The following is a 16,474-nucleotide window of genomic DNA, read 5'->3' on the forward strand; positions in this document are numbered from 1 at the left end:
CCATGATCGCCAGATGCTTCCTACAGCACAGCAATAAAGCGGCTCATTTTATGCATCAAGGTTAACCACAAATGACAAAGATTGTTAACCATTGGATCAGGAATGCGCAGATCGGAAACAACGAATCGGGATACGCGGCGATGCGAGCCACAAAATAAAACGGAGGGGACAATCCCCTCCGTTTCAATCTGCCCTGCAGATTAGTGCACGACCCGTTCGAACACGAAATCGCCATCCCGGTAGTCCACCGGCACCACATCCTTGGGCACCAACTTGCCCTCCAGAATCAGCCGCGACAGCGGATTCTCGATGTGCTGCTGGATGGCTCGCTTGAGCGGCCGCGCGCCGAATACCGGATCGTAGCCGGCCGAGGCCAGATGGGTCAGTGCCGCATCACTGATATCGAGCGACATGTCCATCTTCGCCAGCCGGTCGTGCAGGCGCTGCAGCTGGATGCGCGCGATGTTGGTGATATGGTCCTGGCCCAGGGCATGGAACACCACGACCTCGTCGATACGGTTCAGGAACTCGGGGCGGAAATGCTCTTTCACTTCCTGCCACACGGCGCCCTTGATTGCCTCGTACGGTTCGTTTGTCATCGCCTGGATCAGGTGCGAACCGAGGTTCGACGTCATCACGATCACCGTGTTCTTGAAGTCTACCGTGCGGCCTTGCCCATCCGTCAGGCGGCCATCGTCGAGCACCTGCAGCAGCACGTTGAACACGTCCGGGTGCGCCTTCTCCACTTCGTCCAGCAATACCACGCTGTACGGTTTGCGGCGTACGGCCTCGGTCAGGTAACCGCCTTCTTCATAGCCGACATATCCCGGCGGCGCGCCAATCAGGCGTGCCACGCTATGCTTCTCCATGAACTCACTCATGTCGATGCGGATGAGGTGCTCTTCCGAATCGAACAGGAAGCTGGCCAAGGCCTTGCACAGCTCGGTCTTGCCGACACCGGTCGGGCCGAGAAACAGGAAGGAACCATACGGCCGGTTCTCGTCCGACAAACCTGCGCGCGAGCGGCGAATGGCGTCCGACACCAGGCGCACGGCCTCGTCCTGGCCAACCACGCGCTGATGCAGACGGTCTTCCATCTGCAGCAGCTTCTCGCGCTCGCCGGTCATCATCTTGGCCACCGGGATCCCGGTCGCACGACTGACTACCTCGGCGATTTCCTCGGCGCCCACCTGCGTGCGCAGCAGCTTGTTCTGCGTCGCTCCCTGCGTTTCCGCGGCATTGGCGGCCTTCAGCTTGCCTTCCAGTTCCGGCAGCTTGGCATATTGCAGCTCGGCCACCTTGTCGAGTTTTCCTTCGCGCTGCAGGCGCACGATCTCCAGCTTGATACGGTCGATCTCTTCCTTGAGCGAAGCCGTGCCCTGCGCCGCGCCCTTCTCCGCACGCCAGATTTCGTCAAGGTCCGCATATTCCTTCTGCAGGCGTGTGATCTCCTGCTCGATCAGGTCGAGGCGCTTCATGGAAGCCTCGTCGGTTTCCTTCTTTACGGCCTCGCGCTCGATCTGCAGCTGGATCACGCGACGGTCGAGACGGTCCATGACTTCCGGCTTGGAGTCGATCTCCATCTTGATGCGCGCTGCAGCCTCGTCGATGAGATCGATGGCCTTGTCCGGCAGGAAGCGGTCCGTGATGTAACGGTGCGACAGCTCCGCCGCCGCGACGATGGCAGGATCAGTGATCTCCACGCCGTGGTGCAGTTCATAGCGCTCCTGGAGACCACGCAGGATGGCGATGGTCGCCTCCACCGTCGGCTCCTCGACCAGCACCTTCTGGAAGCGGCGCTCGAGGGCAGCGTCCTTCTCGATGTACTTGCGGTACTCGTCGAGCGTGGTCGCGCCGATGCAGTGCAGCTCGCCGCGCGCGAGCGCCGGCTTGAGCATGTTGCCCGCATCGATGGCGCCCTCGGCCTTGCCGGCGCCCACCATGGTATGGATTTCGTCGATGAAGACGATGGTCTGTCCTTCGTCCTTGGCGACATCTGACAGCACGGCCTTGAGCCGTTCCTCGAACTCGCCGCGATACTTGGCGCCGGCCAGCAGCCCAGCCATGTCGAGCACCAGCACGCGCTTGTTCTTGAGCGACTCGGGCACCTCGCCGTTGACGATGCGCTGTGCGAGCCCTTCGACGATGGCGGTCTTGCCGACGCCGGGCTCGCCGATCAGCACGGGGTTGTTCTTGGTACGGCGCTGCAGGATCTGGATCGAACGGCGGATTTCATCGTCGCGGCCGATCACCGGGTCGAGCTTGCCCGACCGGGCGCGTTCCGTCAGGTCGATGGTGTATTTCTTCAGGGCTTCGCGCTGGCTTTCCGCATCGGCGCTGCCGACGGTTTGCCCGCCGCGGACGGCATTGATGGCCTGGTCCAGCATCTTGCGCGTCAGACCGTGCTGGCGTGCCAGGCGGCCGGCCTCGCCCTTGTCGTCGGCTAGCGACAACAGGAAGAGTTCGCTCGCCACGAACTGGTCGCCACGCTTGATGGCTTCCTTTTCGGTAGCATTGAGCAGGTTGTTCAGCTCGCGGCCGACCTGGATTTCGGTCACGCCTTCGACCTTCGGCAGGCGGTGAATCGCACCGTCGACAGCATCCTTCAGGGCGCCCACGTTGACCGCGGCGCGCTCCAGCAAGGGTCCGGCCCCGCCGTCGACCTGGTGCAGCATGGCAGCCAGGACATGCAGCGGGTCGATGTACTGGTTATCGTTGGCCAGGGCAAGACTCTGGCCATCTGCCAGCGCTTCCTGGAATTTCGTGGTGAGTTTGTCGAGACGCATGAATACCCCTCAAGTCCTGCATTCAAAGATGCGACAAAGATGAGGCAAGCCTTGACATTTTCAAGTGATCCAGATCAAACAACCACTGAAAACCGCACTCGTGGTGGCAGCACGCCCCGTCCCGGCGACTGCCGGTACTTTCAGTGCTCCGGCCTTCCGCTTGTCCGCCCCACCTGCCTGCGCCCTCCAGCCGCAAGTGATGTGCCGGTTACGCAAGCAGGCGGTAAGTCCAGAGTCCGGCAGCGACCAGCAGGCAGGAGCCGAGCACATGCACGCTGATGTGCAGCGCCGCAGCGGTGTAATTGCCGGCCGACACGTTTGCCAGGACTTCCGCCGAAAAGGTGGAGAAGGTGGTCAGGCCGCCCAGGAAGCCGGTAATGACCAGCAGCTTCCATTCGGGGGGCAATTCGATATGGTCGCCGAACACGCCGACGGCGACGCCGATCAGGTAGCCGCCCAGCAGATTGGCGGCCAGCGTACCGTACGGCAGGGTCGGATTGAGGGCATTCCAGGCCAGCGAAAACGCCCAGCGCAGCCAGGCGCCCAGCGTGGCGCCGACACCAACCGCAAGCAGGCCCAGGGGCGTCACGTAGGTGAACCGGTGGGGGCCACTGACAGGTCTTCGGCCGCCGACCCGCCCGCATTGCCGGTTTCGATCCCCCAGCGCTTCAGGGCGGCATCATCCGAGACGCGAGCGTCGACCCAACGCGCCCCGGCAGGCGTTTGTTCCTTCTTCCAGAACGGCGCCTCGCTCTTCAGGTAGTCCATGATGAACTCGCAGGCGGCAAACGCTTCGCCCCGATGTGCGGACGTGACCGCCACCAGCACGATCTGGTCGAGCGGGCGCAGCGGCCCGACGCGGTGGATCACCAGCGCATCGATGATCTCCCAGCGCTGCCTGGCGGCTGCGACGATCTGCTCGAGCGCCTTCTCGGTCATGCCGGGGTAGTGCTCGAGCTCCATCTCCGACACGCTCTGGCCATCGTTGATGTCACGCACCGTGCCAATGAAGCTCGCGACCGCGCCGACCTGCGGCGAGCCGGCGCGCAGTGCGGCGATTTCCCGGCCGAGATCGAAGTCTTCGGTTTGTACACGTATCGGCATCACTCTATCTCGCTGATCAACCGCCCGTCACGGGCGGAAAAAATGCCACCTCGCACCCCGCATGCAGTCGGGCTGTGGGCGTGGCCACGGCCTGGTCGAGCGCCATGCGCAACGCCCGATTGCCGGCCAGCGCGGCGCGCCAGTTGTCGCCGCGTTCGCACAGCCATTCGCGCAGCTCACCCACGGTGCCCACGTGTTCGGGCACGGTGACCCGCTCGTGGGCTGTGGCAACCTGCTCTCGCACGCTGGCGAAGAAACGCAATTCGACTTCCATCTTCAATACACCACCTGGTCAAACGGGATGAACTGCACGATATCGCCTTCCGCAATGGTCCGGTCCGGCGGATTGTCGATCAGGCCGTCCCCCCATACCGTGGAGGTCAGCACGCCGGAACTCTGGTTGGGGAACAGGTCGAGCCCGCCCCGCTCGTTGATGCGAGCCCGCAGGAACTCGTTACGACGGTCGCCCTTGGCGAGCGTGAAATCAGCACGCAACGGCAGGCGTTTAGGGGTGACATCAGCAACGCCCTGCAGGCGCAGGATGAACGGCCGCACGAACAGCAGGAAAGTGACGAAACTCGACACCGGGTTGCCCGGCAACCCCAGGAAAAAGGTGCGCCCGGCGCCGTCAGCCCGGTTGATCTCGCCAAAGGCCAGCGGCTTGCCTGGCTTGATGGCGATCTGCCACAAGTTGAGCTGCCCTTCTGCCTCGACGGCCGGCTTGATATGGTCTTCCTCGCCAACGGACACGCCGCCGGAGGTGATGATCAGGTCATGCTCGGCGGCCGCACGCCGCAGGGTGTCGCGCGTGGCCTCGAGCGTATCGGGCACGATGCCAAAATCGGTAATCTCGCAGCCAAGATTCTCAAGCAGGCCGCGCAGGGTGAAGCGGTTCGAGTTGTAGATGGCACCCGGCTTGAGCGGTTCGCCGGGCATTGCCAGTTCATCGCCGGTAAAGAACACGGCGGTACGCACGCGGCGCAGTACCGGCAGGGTTGCACAACCCACGGAGGCGGCCAGCCCGAGATGCTGCGCCCCCAGCCGGGTGCCGGCGGGCAGAATCACGCTGCCGTTGCGGATATCCTCGCCAGCATAGCGGATCCATTCGCCTGCGGCTGGCTGGTGGTTGACGATCACGTCATCGCCATCCACGGTGCACTGTTCCTGCATCACCACGGCGTCAGCGCCCTCGGGAATCATCGCACCAGTGAAGATGCGCGCGGCGGTGTCGGGAGCCAGCGGCTCGCCGACATGGCCGGCCGGAATCCGCTGCGCCACCCGCAAGCGCCTGCCCGGCGCGGTGATATCAGCGCTGCGCACGGCATAGCCGTCCATCTGGGTGTTGTCGCGCGGCGGCACGTCGAGGCCGCTGCGGATGTCTTCAGCCAGCACGCGGCCGTTGGCGTACAGCGTGTTAACTGTTTCCACGGCGGAAGCATCCGCAGCGAGCGGGCGCGCGCCGGCGAGCAAGGACTCGAGCGCGGCAGCCAGGGTCAGCATGGGGGGACGAGGTTGCATGCGGCGGAACCTGCACAAGGGTTTAAAACCCTATTGTAGCGAGAGTGCACGCGGTCCGCAGCCAATCGGTCACGCGGCGCAGGGGCATGCGCTGTCACGGCGATGCGATTTCCGCCGTCGGACTCATAGTACAAGGACACAGGGGAAAGCGGATCCGCCTCACGATATGAGGGGATACCCAGGCAAGGCGCATTCCTGATGACGCCCGGCCGGAGCCGGGCGCGAAAGAGATGGCTCAGCGGCCAGTGCGGGCAGCGAGGAACTGCTTGATGGCTGCCGCATCGGCCGGCATTACGTCAAAACGTTGCGGCAGGTCTTCGATACCATCGAAACCGGCCGGGCGCGGGGGCACCTTGCCAAGCGCCTCGACGATGGTCTCCGAGAACTTGGCCGGCAGCGCCGTCTCCAGGACGATCATCGGCACGCCGGGCGTAAGATGCTCGCGCGCCACCTTGACACCATCCGCGGTGTGAGTGTCGATGACGATATCGTAGCGCGCCGCCAGATCGCGGATCGTCGCGAGACGGTCCTGATGCGAACTGCGGCCGGAGACAAAACCGAACGAGGCCACACGTGCGCCAGCAGCGGTATCTGCCACGCTGAAACCACCCTTTTCCTCGACATCGCGGAACAGGCCGGCAACACGTTCCGGGTTGCGGTCGAACAGATCGAACACGAAGCGCTCGAAGTTCGAGGCCTTGGAGATGTCCATGCTCGGGCTGGACGTGTGCAGCGTCTCGGCCGACTTGCGCACCCGGTAGTTGCCGGTGCGGAAGAACTCGTCGAGTACATCGTTCTCGTTGGTGGCCACCACCAGCTTGTCGATAGGCAGGCCCATCATGCGCGCGATATGGCCGGCGCAGACGTTGCCGAAGTTGCCGGACGGTACGCTGAACGACACTTTCTGGCCTGGGCCCGTGGTCGCGAGCAGCCAGCCCTTGAAGTAGTACACCACCTGGGCGACCACACGTGCCCAGTTGATGGAGTTGACCGTGCCGATCTTCTGGCGTGCCTTGAACTCGAGATCGTTCGACACAGCCTTGACGATATCCTGGCAGTCGTCGAACACGCCTTCGACGGCAATGTTGAAGATATTCGGATCCTGCAGGCTGAACATCTGCGCCGTCTGGAAGGCGCTCATCTTCTTGTGCGGCGACAGCATGAACACGCGGATGCCGCGTTTGCCACGCATGGCGTATTCCGCCGCACTGCCGGTGTCACCGGAGGTGGCGCCGAGGATGTTCAGTTCATCCCCGGTCTTCAGCAGCGTGTACTCGAACAGGTTGCCGAGCAGCTGCATCGCCATGTCCTTGAAGGCCAGCGTCGGTCCGTTCGACAGACCGAGCAACGATACCGTGGTACCGCCCTCTTCGCCCAGGCGGCGCAACGGCGTGATATCGACAGCATTGTCGCCATCGCGCACATTGCAATACACCTCGGGGGTATAGGTCTTGCGCGTCAGCGCCCGCAGATCGGCATCCGGAATATCGGTAGCGAACTTGCGCAGGATTTCATAGGCCAGATCGGCATACGCCAGGCCGCGCCAGCTTTCCAGTTCCTCGCTCGACACGCGCGGATAATGATCCGGCAGGTACAGGCCGCCATCCGGCGCGAGGCCGCCCAGCAGGATGTCTGAAAAGGTTTGCGGTGCGGCGTGACCGCGGGTAGACAGGTACTTCATCGGCTTGTGCAATTCCTTAATTCTGTTCGATCGCAGGGTAACAGCAGTCGAATCTCAGTTCAGCTCAGCTCTTCCATGCGGATGCGGGTGACGTCCGACAAGACCGTCGGCAGCGCCTCGATACGCTGGATGGCGGCATTGACCTGCTTTTCCTGTGCCACATGCGTGAGCACGATGATGTCGGTCTGCTGCTCATCCTCGCGCGACTCCTTCTGCGACATGGCATCGATGGAGATGCCGGCGTCGGCCAGAATGCGCGTGATATCGGCCAGCACGCCAGTCTGGTCGGCCACGCGCATGCGCAGGTAGTAGCTGGTGAAGACTTCGTCCATCGGCAGCACCGGCACGTTCGACAGCGCATCGGGCTGGAACGCAAGGTGCGGCACGCGGTGCTCGGGGTCGGCGGTCTGCAGGCGCGTCACGTCGATCAGGTCGGCGATCACGGCCGAGGCCGTCGGTTCCGCGCCGGCGCCCTTGCCATAGTACAGCGTGGGGCCGACTGCGTCGCCCTGCACCACCACGGCATTCATGGCGCCCTCGACGTTGGCGATCAGGCGCTTGGCTGGAATCAGCGTGGGATGCACGCGCAGCTCCACGCCGTTCTCGCGGCGGCGCGTCAGGCCCAGCAGCTTGATACGGTAGCCGAGTTCCTCGGCATAGCGGATATCCTTGCCTTCGAGCTTGGTGATACCCTCGACGTAGGCCTTGTCGAACTGCACCGGAATACCGAAGGCCAGCGCGCTCATCAGCGTCACCTTGTGGGCGGCATCGAAGCCTTCGATGTCGAAGGTCGGATCGGCTTCCGCATAGCCCAGCCGCTGTGCTTCCTTGAGCACCACGTCAAAGTCGAGGCCCTTCTCGCGCATTTCGGAAAGGATGAAGTTGGTGGTGCCGTTGATGATGCCGGCAATCCATTCGATGCGATTGGCCGACAGGCCTTCGCGCAGCGCCTTGATGATCGGCACGCCGCCCGCGACGGCAGCTTCGAAGGCTACCGTCACGCCCTTGCGGTGCGCAGCAGCGAAGATCTCGTTACCGTGCACGGCCAGCAACGCCTTGTTGGCAGTGATGACATGCTTGCCCTGTTCGATGGCTTGCAGCACGAGCGTCTTGGCAATACCGTAGCCGCCGATCAGCTCGATGACGATGTCGATGTCAGGATGATTGACGACCAGGTTGGCGTCGTTCACCACCTCGACTTCGCCGCCAGTCAGCTCACGGGCGCGCTCCACATCCAGATCGGCAACCATGGCAATCTCGATGCCGCGGCCAGCACGGCGACGAATTTCTTCCTGGTTGCGTTTCAGTACGTTGAAAGTACCGCCACCGACGGTACCGATGCCCAGCAGGCCAACTTTGATCGGGTTCATGTTCGCTGATTAAAAAATAGACACGGAAAAAAAACGCGCAGGCGACCCGGCCGCCGGCGCGTCGCGTTATACATCGTTCGTCAGGCAGCAACCGTGCCGTGACGCTTGCGGTAGCCTTCCAGGAAGCGCGCCAGCCGGTTGATCGACTCACGCAGGTCATCCTCGTGCGGCAGGAATACGATGCGGAAATGGTCGGGCGCCGGCCAGTTGAAGCCAGTGCCCTGCACCAGCAGGATCCGCTCCTGCTCCAGCAGTTCGCGGATAAAGGCCTGGTCGTCCTTGATCGGATAGATCTCGGGGTCGAGGCGCGGGAACATGTACAGCGCGGCCTTGGGCTTGACGCAGGTCACGCCGGGAATCGCGGTGATCAGTTCGTGCGCCAGATCGCGCTGCCGACGCATGCGGCCGCCCGGCGCCACGAGTTCCTGGATGCTCTGGTAGCCGCCCAGCGCGGTCTGGATCGCCCACTGGCCCGGCACGTTGGCGCACAGACGCATGGACGACAGCATGTTCAGCCCTTCGATATAGTCCTCGGCGCCGCGCTTGTCGCCGGACACCACCATCCAGCCGGCACGATAACCACACGAGCGATAGCTCTTGGACAGGCTGTTGAAGGTGATCGTCAGCACGTCCTCGGAGAGCGAACCGATGGCCGTATGCTTGACGTCGTCGTACAGGATCTTGTCGTAGACTTCGTCGGCAAAGATGATCAGGCCATGTTCGCGGGCAATGGCGATGATGCCTTTGAGCAACTCATCCGAATACAGCGCGCCGGTCGGGTTGTTCGGGTTGATGACGACGATGCCCTTGGTGCGCGGCGTGATCTTGCTGCGGATGTCGTCCAGGTTGGGCATCCACTCGTTCGCCTCGTCGCACAGGTAATGCACGGGCGTGCCGCCGGACAGGCTGACTGCCGCAGTCCACAGCGGATAGTCGGGTGCCGGCAGCAGCATTTCGTCGCCATCATTGAGCAAGGCGTTGGTCGCCATGACGATCAGCTCCGAGGCGCCGTTGCCCAGGTAGATGTCTTCCAGCGTCACGCCACGGATGCCGCGCTCCTGGGTATAGTGCATCACCGCCTTGCGCGCCGCGAAAATCCCTTTCGAATCCGAGTAGGCCGCAGAAACCGGCAGGTTGCGGATCATGTCCTGCTGGATCTCGTCGGGCGCGTCAAAGCCGAACACCGCCAGATTGCCGATGTTCAGCTTGATGATCTTCTGCCCTTCTTCCTCCATCTGCTTCGCTTTTTCCAGGACAGGGCCGCGGATGTCGTAGCAGACGTTATTGAGCTTGTTGGATTTCTGGATGGATTTCACGGTGTTCACGGCAAGTGCGCTCGCCCCCGGCGCGTGGTTGAGCCTGCGTCCATACGGCAGGAGCTGATCACGCGCCGCACTGGAACGTTATAATTTGTCCATTATGACAGAGTTCTGCCCGATTTCCCGCATCGCAGCACAGGCGATCCCATCGGGAAGCTGACCGACGCGGACCTGGGCCGCCCACCCTTTGTGGCAGCCTTGTGATGCGCCTGCTACGTCACACCCAAAACCTGCCCCACGCGAGACTCGCTTGAAACTCCACGCTGACCAATCCAACGCGCTGAATACCGTCACGGCCTACGATGACACCTCGCTCGAGGTCAATCTGGTCCGTTTCCCCCACTCCATCCTGCTGCTGCCGGAAGGCCCCGTGGAGCGCTGGGAAGTCACCCGCTTCGAGGATCTGGCCCCGGAACATTTCGATCAGGTCCTGCGGCACCAGCCAGAAGTGGTCGTGTTCGGCAGCGGGCAGAAACTTCGGTTTCCGCACCCGCGTCTCACGGCAAACCTCCTGCGGCAACGGATCGGGGTCGACACGATGGATGTCAAGGCCGCGTGCCGGACCTACAACATCCTGATGGCGGAAGGACGCAAGGTGGCCGCCCTGCTGCTGATCGAGAATGCGGGCGACAGTGGTACCAGCGGCGGCAGCGGCGACAGTACGCCGCAACCTGCAGGGGCATGAACGTAGCAGCAGCATGCAATCTGAACAGGATCGCCGCGCGATGAATCGCCTTGGAAACAGGAAGTCGCGGCCACAGGGGCTCGCCCATGCCAGCAGCAGCCGCCGGAAACAGCCAGCCGTGGAGTCTGCTTATGCAAAGGCCTGTACGCATGCCCGTGCCGGCCTGTTCGCATCTGCGGCGGAAATCCTCCGTTTCCAACGGGCGTACGCAGGAGCGCGCGCGTTTCCGGGCTAAACTGGTTAGCAATCTTTAATTATGGTGGCCCAGCCTCGGACGAGAGCTTATCATTCTCACCTAGCCAGACTCTCAACAATAGTACGTCGCATGAGCCAATGTTCCGCGCAGCGCTTGCCCTGCCGGACACCGCGATCAATACAGGAGCACACATCGCATGACAGTCAGCCTCAACCAGCCAGTTCCGGATTTCAGTGCTGCCGCCACCAGCGGCAAGACCTTTACGCTGAGCGAGCTGAAGGGCAAACATGTGGTGCTGTACTTCTACCCCAAGGACAGCACGCCCGGCTGCACCACCGAGGCCATGAACTTTCGCGATGAGTATGCAGCCTTCCAGGCGGCTGGCGTCGAAATCTTCGGCATCTCGCGCGACGGCATGAAATCGCACGAGAATTTCAAGGCGAAGCTGGACCTGCCTTTCGAACTGCTGTCCGACGGCGATGAAGCACTGTGCTCGCTGTTCGACGTGATCCGCATGAAAAAGATGTATGGCAAGGAAGTGCGCGGCATCGAACGCTCCACCTTCCTGATCGACGACAAGGGCGTGCTGCGGCATGAATGGCGCGGGGTGCGTGTCCCCAACCATGTCGAACAGGTGCTCAAGACGGTGCGCGAGCGCTGAGCCAAGGGTGATCGACGCCGCGGCGCAACACGACACGATTGCAAAAGCAAAAACCTTAGGCTACAGTCGGACTCAATGAGTGCGACACGCCGAAGATCCAGCGCCCGACAGCAGTTTTCACGGCATTCGATGCCCGGGCCGGTTTTACGCCAGCCGCTTTTGCCACGCGCCGGTTTCCGCACTGTCCTGAACAGCCGCCTCCCCGGGCATACCGGTCACAGGCGGCTTTTTCAATTGCGGGCTCCCCACGATTGCCGGACCGGCACGCCAACTGTCCTGGCGCCGCACGTGTCTGCCCGTCAAGCTGCTGCGCCGGTCGCCCTGATCGGTCTGCTCTGTCCGATTGGCCGGCACGTCCCGCACACTCCCCATTTTCCCGCCCGCAAAGGAACCTGAAGCATGCCGCTACCGACCATGCCCGCCAAACCCGCCCAATTGCTGGACCCGCGTGAGTACACGCCGATCAAGCCGAACGCGCGAGGCAAGGTTTCAACCGGACCACGCAAACCGGTGCCCGCGCTGGAGCATGCCTCCCTGAGTGGCGAAGCTGCAACCGCCGAACCGGCCGTCCGGCCCTCTGCACCGATCGCACGCGCGGAAGCGCCTGTGCCTGCCGGAGCGCCTGCACCCGTTCGCGAGACGCGTGCGCGGACCAGTGGCGCCGCTCCGGCAAATGCGCCGGCCAGCACGCCGGCGACAGCGCCACGCAAACGTCGCGCCAAGGACGACGGCCCGGCCAAGCTGTTCGTGCTCGACACCAATGTGCTGATGCACGATCCGAGCTCGCTGTTCCGCTTCGAGGAGCATGACGTCTATCTCCCGATGATGACGCTCGAGGAGTTGGACAATCACAAGAAAGGCATGAGCGAAGTCGCGCGCAATGCCCGGACGGTAAGCCGGACGCTCGATGCGCTGGTCGCCGGGACGGAAGGCGTCATGGACGAAGGCCTGCCGCTGTCCAAGCTCGGTAACCGCGACGCCCAGGGCCGGTTGTACTTCCAGACGCGCCTGAACGAAGTGAAGCTGCCGGAAGGCCTGCCGCAGGGCAAGGCGGACAACCAGATCCTCGGTGTGGTGAGCGCGCTGCAGACACAATTCACGGAGCGTCAGGTGGTACTGGTGTCGAAAGACATCAATATGCGCATCAAGGCGCGCGCGCTGGGGCTGCCCGCCGAGGATTACTTCAACGACCAGGTCCTGGAAGACAAGGACCTGCTCTACTCCGGCGTGATGCAACTGCCGAACGATTTCTGGACCCGCCACGGCAAAGGCATGGAAAGCTGGCAGGATCCCAAGACCGGTGTCATGTTCTATCGCCTCACGGGTCCGCTGGTGCCGTCCTTCCTGGTGAACCAGTTCGTCTACCTTGAACCGGCGGATGGCAGCCTGCCCCTGTATGCCCAGGTGAAGGAAATCAACGGCAAGACCGCGCTACTGCAGACGCTGCGCGATTACACGCACCAGAAGAACAATGTCTGGAGCGTCACGGCCCGCAATCGCGAGCAGAACTTCGCCCTCAACCTGCTGATGAATCCCGACGTGGACTTCGTCACGTTGCTGGGCCAGGCAGGCACCGGCAAGACCTTGCTGGCGCTGGCATCCGGCCTCGAGCAGGTGCTCGACCTGAAGCTGTACAACGAGATCATCGTCACCCGTGCGACCGTGCCCGTGGGCGAGGATATCGGCTTCCTGCCGGGTACCGAAGAGGAAAAGATGCAGCCGTGGATGGGCGCATTCGACGACAACCTCGAGGTCCTGCAGAAATCCGACGACGGCGCAGGCGACTGGGGACGTGCCGCGACACAGGAACTGATCCGTTCGCGCATCAAGGTCAAGAGCATGAACTTCATGCGCGGCCGTACTTTTGTCAACAAGTTCCTGATCATCGACGAGGCACAGAACCTGACGCCCAAGCAGATGAAGACGCTGGTCACGCGCGCCGGCCCCGGCACCAAGATCGTGTGCCTGGGAAACATCGCGCAGATCGACACACCCTACCTCACGGAGGGTTCGTCCGGCCTTACCTACGTGGTCGACCGTTTCAAGGGCTGGAGCCACAGCGGGCACATCACGCTGGCACGAGGCGAACGCTCGCGCCTGGCCGATCATGCAGCGGACATCCTGTAAACTCAGGAACATCCGTGCAGTCGCGGGGTCCGAACAACATGACGTGCCGGGTGATGCCCGGCACGCCTGATGTTCTGACGTCACATGGGATGGCGCCTGCCAGCTGTCCAAGGAGACCCAGCATGAAACGATCCGCAAAATTCATCCAATCCGTGCTTGCGGCCAGCCTTCCGGTATTGCTGATTCCGGTTGCCCTGCCCGCGGCTGCCCAGGCTCCCATGGTCATGGAAACGCTCGGGCCGGTCAGTTATATCTGCGGGGGCGTGGGCGCAGATGAACAGCAGGCGCTCGACAGCAAGAAATCCGGCTTCAACATGGATCTACTCTTTACCCAGGGTGCGCGTGGCGAATACCTGTCGGATGTGGAGGTGCGCCTGAGCCGCGATGGACAGCAGGTTGCGTCCTTCCGCGCTCCTGGCCCGCGCTGCCTGATCAAGGCCCCCGCCGGCAGCTACACGGTCGAAGCGACATCCCAGGGTTCCATGAAGCGCGCCAAGCTGTCTACCCAGTCCGGCCAGCACCAGTTCCGCTGGTGATGACAGGGCGGCGACTCACGGGGCCGACGGGCCCCTTGTTTACGCAAACACCGGCCAGGCGCGCACTGCCTGTCCTGCTCCTGTGTGCCTGCTTGCTGGCGGCGTGTTCGAGCACCCCCACACGCTCGAGCAAATCCCCTTCCGCAGGCCGCACACCCGGGCCGCCAATCAAGGATCCCTCCGCAGGACTCGAAGAAATTTCCATCCAGGCCATGGCGCTGGTCGGCACCCCCTACCGTTATGGCGGCAATACGCCGGACAGCGGCTTCGATTGCAGTGGGCTGGTACGCTATGTCGTGAATCGCTCGGCCGCTGTCAGCCTGCCACGCACTACTGCGGAGATGGGCACGCGCGGCATCCCGTTGCAACGCGCAGAAGTCGCCTCCGGGGATCTGGTGTTCTTCAACACCGCCGGCCACCCGCATTCCCATGTCGGCATCTACGTGGGCCAGAACCGCTTTGTCCACGCTCCGTCAAGCGGAGGTACCGTGCGCCTGGAGGACATGACGAAAAGCTATTGGGCCCGGCGCTATACCGGCGCCCGCCGCGTGGTCGAAGCCGGCTCTTTGCCGATGCCTTCGAGCACAGGCATGACCGCCTCCCTGGAGCCGGCTCCTGCCATTTCGCCAGCGCCCTTACCCGCCCTTGCCCCCTCCGCCGCACTGGCGGAAGAAGACGATCCGATCGCGGCATTCGCGCGCCAATGACGCAAGCGCGCAGGCAATGAAAAAGCCCCGGCATGACCGGGGCTTTTTTTGCGATGCATCCTTTTGTACGGATCACATGATATGCGTGCCGATCCACCAGGCAATCGCCGCCATGAAGGCCGACGCCGGAATCGTCAAGATCCACGCCCAGACGATATTACCGGCCAATCCCCAGCGCACGGCCGACATCTTCTGCACCGAGCCGACGCCGACGATGGCACCGGTAATCGTGTGCGTGGTCGACACGGGAATGCCCAGCGCCGATGCGACAAACAGCGTGACCGCCCCGCCCGTCTCGGCGCAAAAACCGCCGACAGGTTTGAGCTTGGTGATTTTCTGCCCCATCGTCTTCACAATCCGCCAGCCGCCGAACATGGTGCCAAGGCCAATGGCAACGTAACAGACGATGATGACCCACATCGGCGGCTCTGCCGCTCCCTGGGCAGCATAGCCGCCTGCAATCAGCAGCATCCAGATGATGCCGATGGTTTTCTGCGCATCGTTACCGCCATGCCCGAGGCTGTACATCGCAGCCGACACCAGCTGCAGGCGCCGGAACCACTTGTCCACGCGGCTCGGTGGTGTACGGAAGAACATCCAGCCCACGATCAGCATCAACAACGACCCCAGGACCATGCCCAGGATCGGGGCAACGAAAATGAACGCGACGGTCTTGAACAGGCCGCTTGCGACCAGCGAGCTGGTACCGGCCTTGGCTACCGCAGCCCCAACCAGGCCGCCGATCAGCGCATGGGACGAGCTCGAAGGAATGCCGTAGTACCAGGTGATAATGTTCCACGTGATTGCGCCAACCAGCGCGCCGAAGACCACGTAGTGATCGACGATTGCCGGATCGACCGTCCCCTTGCCGACGGTCGCTGCAACCTTCAGATGAAACACGAAGACGGCGATGACGTTGAATGCCGCCGCCATGGCCACCGCCTGGTGCGGCTTGAGCACGCCCGTCGACACCACCGTGGCGATCGAGTTGGCGGCATCGTGAAAGCCGTTCATGAAGTCGAACGCGACTGCCAGGGCGACCAGGAAGATGATCACCCACAGGCTCATTTGTACAGTATCCATACTGTCCCCGCTGCTTACGCGTTTTCCAGCACGATACCCTCGATGATGTTGGCCACATCCTCGCACTTATCGGTGATCGTCTCGAGCTGCTCGTAAATGGCCTTGAGCTTGATGAGCCGCTTGACGTCAGTTTCCTCGCGGAACAGCTTCGACATCGCGGAACGCATCACGCGGTCGGCCTCTGACTCGAGGCGGTCGATTTCTTGTGTGGTTTTGAGGATCGTGCCTGCGTTCTTCATATTGCTGAGCAGGCCGACAGCGATCTTCACCTGGTCGCAACACGACACGCAGATCGTCGCCAGCTGGCGCGCTTCATCGGTCAGGCTGGTGACGTCGTAGAGCGAAATGGTTTCGGCGACATCTTCCATCAGATCAAGGATGTCGTCCATCGTGGTGATGAGCTTGTGGATCTCGTCGCGATCAAGCGGCGTGATGAAAGTCTTGTGCAGCAGGTCGACGGTGTCATGGGTGATGCGGTCGGCCTTCTTCTCGGTCGCCTGCACTTGCCGCGCATGGGCCTCGGCGTTGGGCAGGTCATTGATCAGTGCGAGCAATTCGCGGGCAGCGGAGACCGCGCAATCGGCATGCTGATCGAAATACTCGAAAAACTTACCCTCTGTCGGCATGAAACGGCCAAACATGATGCTTTCCTTTTGAAAGAACGGAGTATGAACTGCTGGTGCAGCCATGCCGACCTGAAC

General features: G+C 62.5%; 15 protein-coding genes. 5 read left to right on the top strand and 10 right to left on the bottom strand.

Features of this window, described 5'->3' with window-relative positions; translation table 11 throughout:
• Window positions 1-200: 200 nt before the first annotated feature.
• From clpB to ACQ3C8_RS07520, 8 genes are all read right to left on the bottom strand, one after another.
• Window positions 201-2,786, bottom strand: coding sequence for an ATP-dependent chaperone ClpB (gene clpB, locus ACQ3C8_RS07485; protein WP_428851148.1), 2,586 nt, complete (start codon window positions 2,784-2,786; stop codon window positions 201-203).
• A 208-nt stretch (window positions 2,787-2,994) separates the two neighbouring features.
• Window positions 2,995-3,375: a fluoride efflux transporter CrcB gene (gene crcB / locus ACQ3C8_RS07490; RefSeq protein ID WP_428851149.1), complete on the bottom strand. Its 381-nt coding sequence runs from the start codon at window positions 3,373-3,375 to the stop codon at window positions 2,995-2,997.
• Window positions 3,372-3,890 (bottom strand): molybdopterin synthase catalytic subunit MoaE, encoded by a 519-nt coding sequence (moaE, locus tag ACQ3C8_RS07495; RefSeq protein ID WP_428851150.1) that lies wholly within the window; start codon window positions 3,888-3,890, stop codon window positions 3,372-3,374. Before moaE ends, crcB begins: the two co-directional genes overlap by 4 nt.
• Window positions 3,891-3,906: 16 nt before the next feature.
• Complete coding sequence (moaD, locus tag ACQ3C8_RS07500) at window positions 3,907-4,164, bottom strand: molybdopterin converting factor subunit 1 (protein ID WP_009523918.1); 258 nt, start codon at window positions 4,162-4,164, stop codon at window positions 3,907-3,909.
• Between the two features lie 2 nt (window positions 4,165-4,166).
• On the bottom strand, window positions 4,167-5,390 hold the full coding sequence (locus ACQ3C8_RS07505; protein ID WP_083840483.1) for a molybdopterin molybdotransferase MoeA: 1,224 nt from the start codon (window positions 5,388-5,390) through the stop codon (window positions 4,167-4,169).
• A gap of 253 nt (window positions 5,391-5,643) precedes the next feature.
• The gene (gene thrC / locus ACQ3C8_RS07510) at window positions 5,644-7,089 is read right to left on the bottom strand and encodes a threonine synthase (RefSeq protein ID WP_428851151.1); all 1,446 of its coding nucleotides are present in this window, start codon (window positions 7,087-7,089) and stop codon (window positions 5,644-5,646) included.
• A gap of 59 nt (window positions 7,090-7,148) precedes the next feature.
• Complete coding sequence (locus ACQ3C8_RS07515) at window positions 7,149-8,459, bottom strand: homoserine dehydrogenase (RefSeq protein ID WP_009523921.1); 1,311 nt, start codon at window positions 8,457-8,459, stop codon at window positions 7,149-7,151.
• Between the two features lie 80 nt (window positions 8,460-8,539).
• Window positions 8,540-9,775: a pyridoxal phosphate-dependent aminotransferase gene (locus ACQ3C8_RS07520; RefSeq protein ID WP_428853046.1), complete on the bottom strand. Its 1,236-nt coding sequence runs from the start codon at window positions 9,773-9,775 to the stop codon at window positions 8,540-8,542.
• Window positions 9,776-10,028: 253 nt separating this feature from the next.
• On the opposite strand from ACQ3C8_RS07520, the gene ACQ3C8_RS07525 reads away from it, so the two are divergent.
• From ACQ3C8_RS07525 to ACQ3C8_RS07545, 5 genes are all read left to right on the top strand, one after another.
• Window positions 10,029-10,463, top strand: a complete 435-nt coding sequence (locus tag ACQ3C8_RS07525; RefSeq protein ID WP_009523923.1) for an Mth938-like domain-containing protein — start codon at window positions 10,029-10,031, stop codon at window positions 10,461-10,463.
• A gap of 392 nt (window positions 10,464-10,855) precedes the next feature.
• Window positions 10,856-11,320: a peroxiredoxin gene (locus tag ACQ3C8_RS07530; protein WP_009523924.1), complete on the top strand. Its 465-nt coding sequence runs from the start codon at window positions 10,856-10,858 to the stop codon at window positions 11,318-11,320.
• 399 nt (window positions 11,321-11,719) lie between these two features.
• On the top strand, window positions 11,720-13,447 hold the full coding sequence (locus tag ACQ3C8_RS07535; protein ID WP_428851152.1) for a PhoH family protein: 1,728 nt from the start codon (window positions 11,720-11,722) through the stop codon (window positions 13,445-13,447).
• 122 nt (window positions 13,448-13,569) lie between these two features.
• A complete protein-coding gene (locus ACQ3C8_RS07540; protein WP_009523927.1) occupies window positions 13,570-13,983 on the top strand; it encodes a hypothetical protein in 414 nt (137 codons plus the stop codon).
• A complete protein-coding gene (locus tag ACQ3C8_RS07545; RefSeq protein WP_428851153.1) occupies window positions 13,983-14,690 on the top strand; it encodes a C40 family peptidase in 708 nt (235 codons plus the stop codon). The genes ACQ3C8_RS07540 and ACQ3C8_RS07545 overlap by 1 nt, the downstream gene beginning before the upstream one ends.
• 72 nt (window positions 14,691-14,762) lie before the next feature.
• Here the strand turns inward: ACQ3C8_RS07545 and ACQ3C8_RS07550 are convergent, their stop codons facing one another.
• Together ACQ3C8_RS07550 and ACQ3C8_RS07555 are read right to left on the bottom strand one after the other, a co-directional pair.
• Window positions 14,763-15,773, bottom strand: a complete 1,011-nt coding sequence (locus ACQ3C8_RS07550) for an inorganic phosphate transporter (protein WP_037030899.1) — start codon at window positions 15,771-15,773, stop codon at window positions 14,763-14,765.
• A 14-nt stretch (window positions 15,774-15,787) separates the two neighbouring features.
• Window positions 15,788-16,414 (bottom strand): DUF47 domain-containing protein, encoded by a 627-nt coding sequence (locus ACQ3C8_RS07555; protein ID WP_009523930.1) that lies wholly within the window; start codon window positions 16,412-16,414, stop codon window positions 15,788-15,790.
• Window positions 16,415-16,474: the final 60 nt, after the last annotated feature.

This window comes from Imbroritus primus (genome assembly GCF_964332355.1).
In the GTDB taxonomy this organism is placed as follows: Bacteria; Pseudomonadota; Gammaproteobacteria; order Burkholderiales; family Burkholderiaceae; genus Imbroritus; species Imbroritus primus.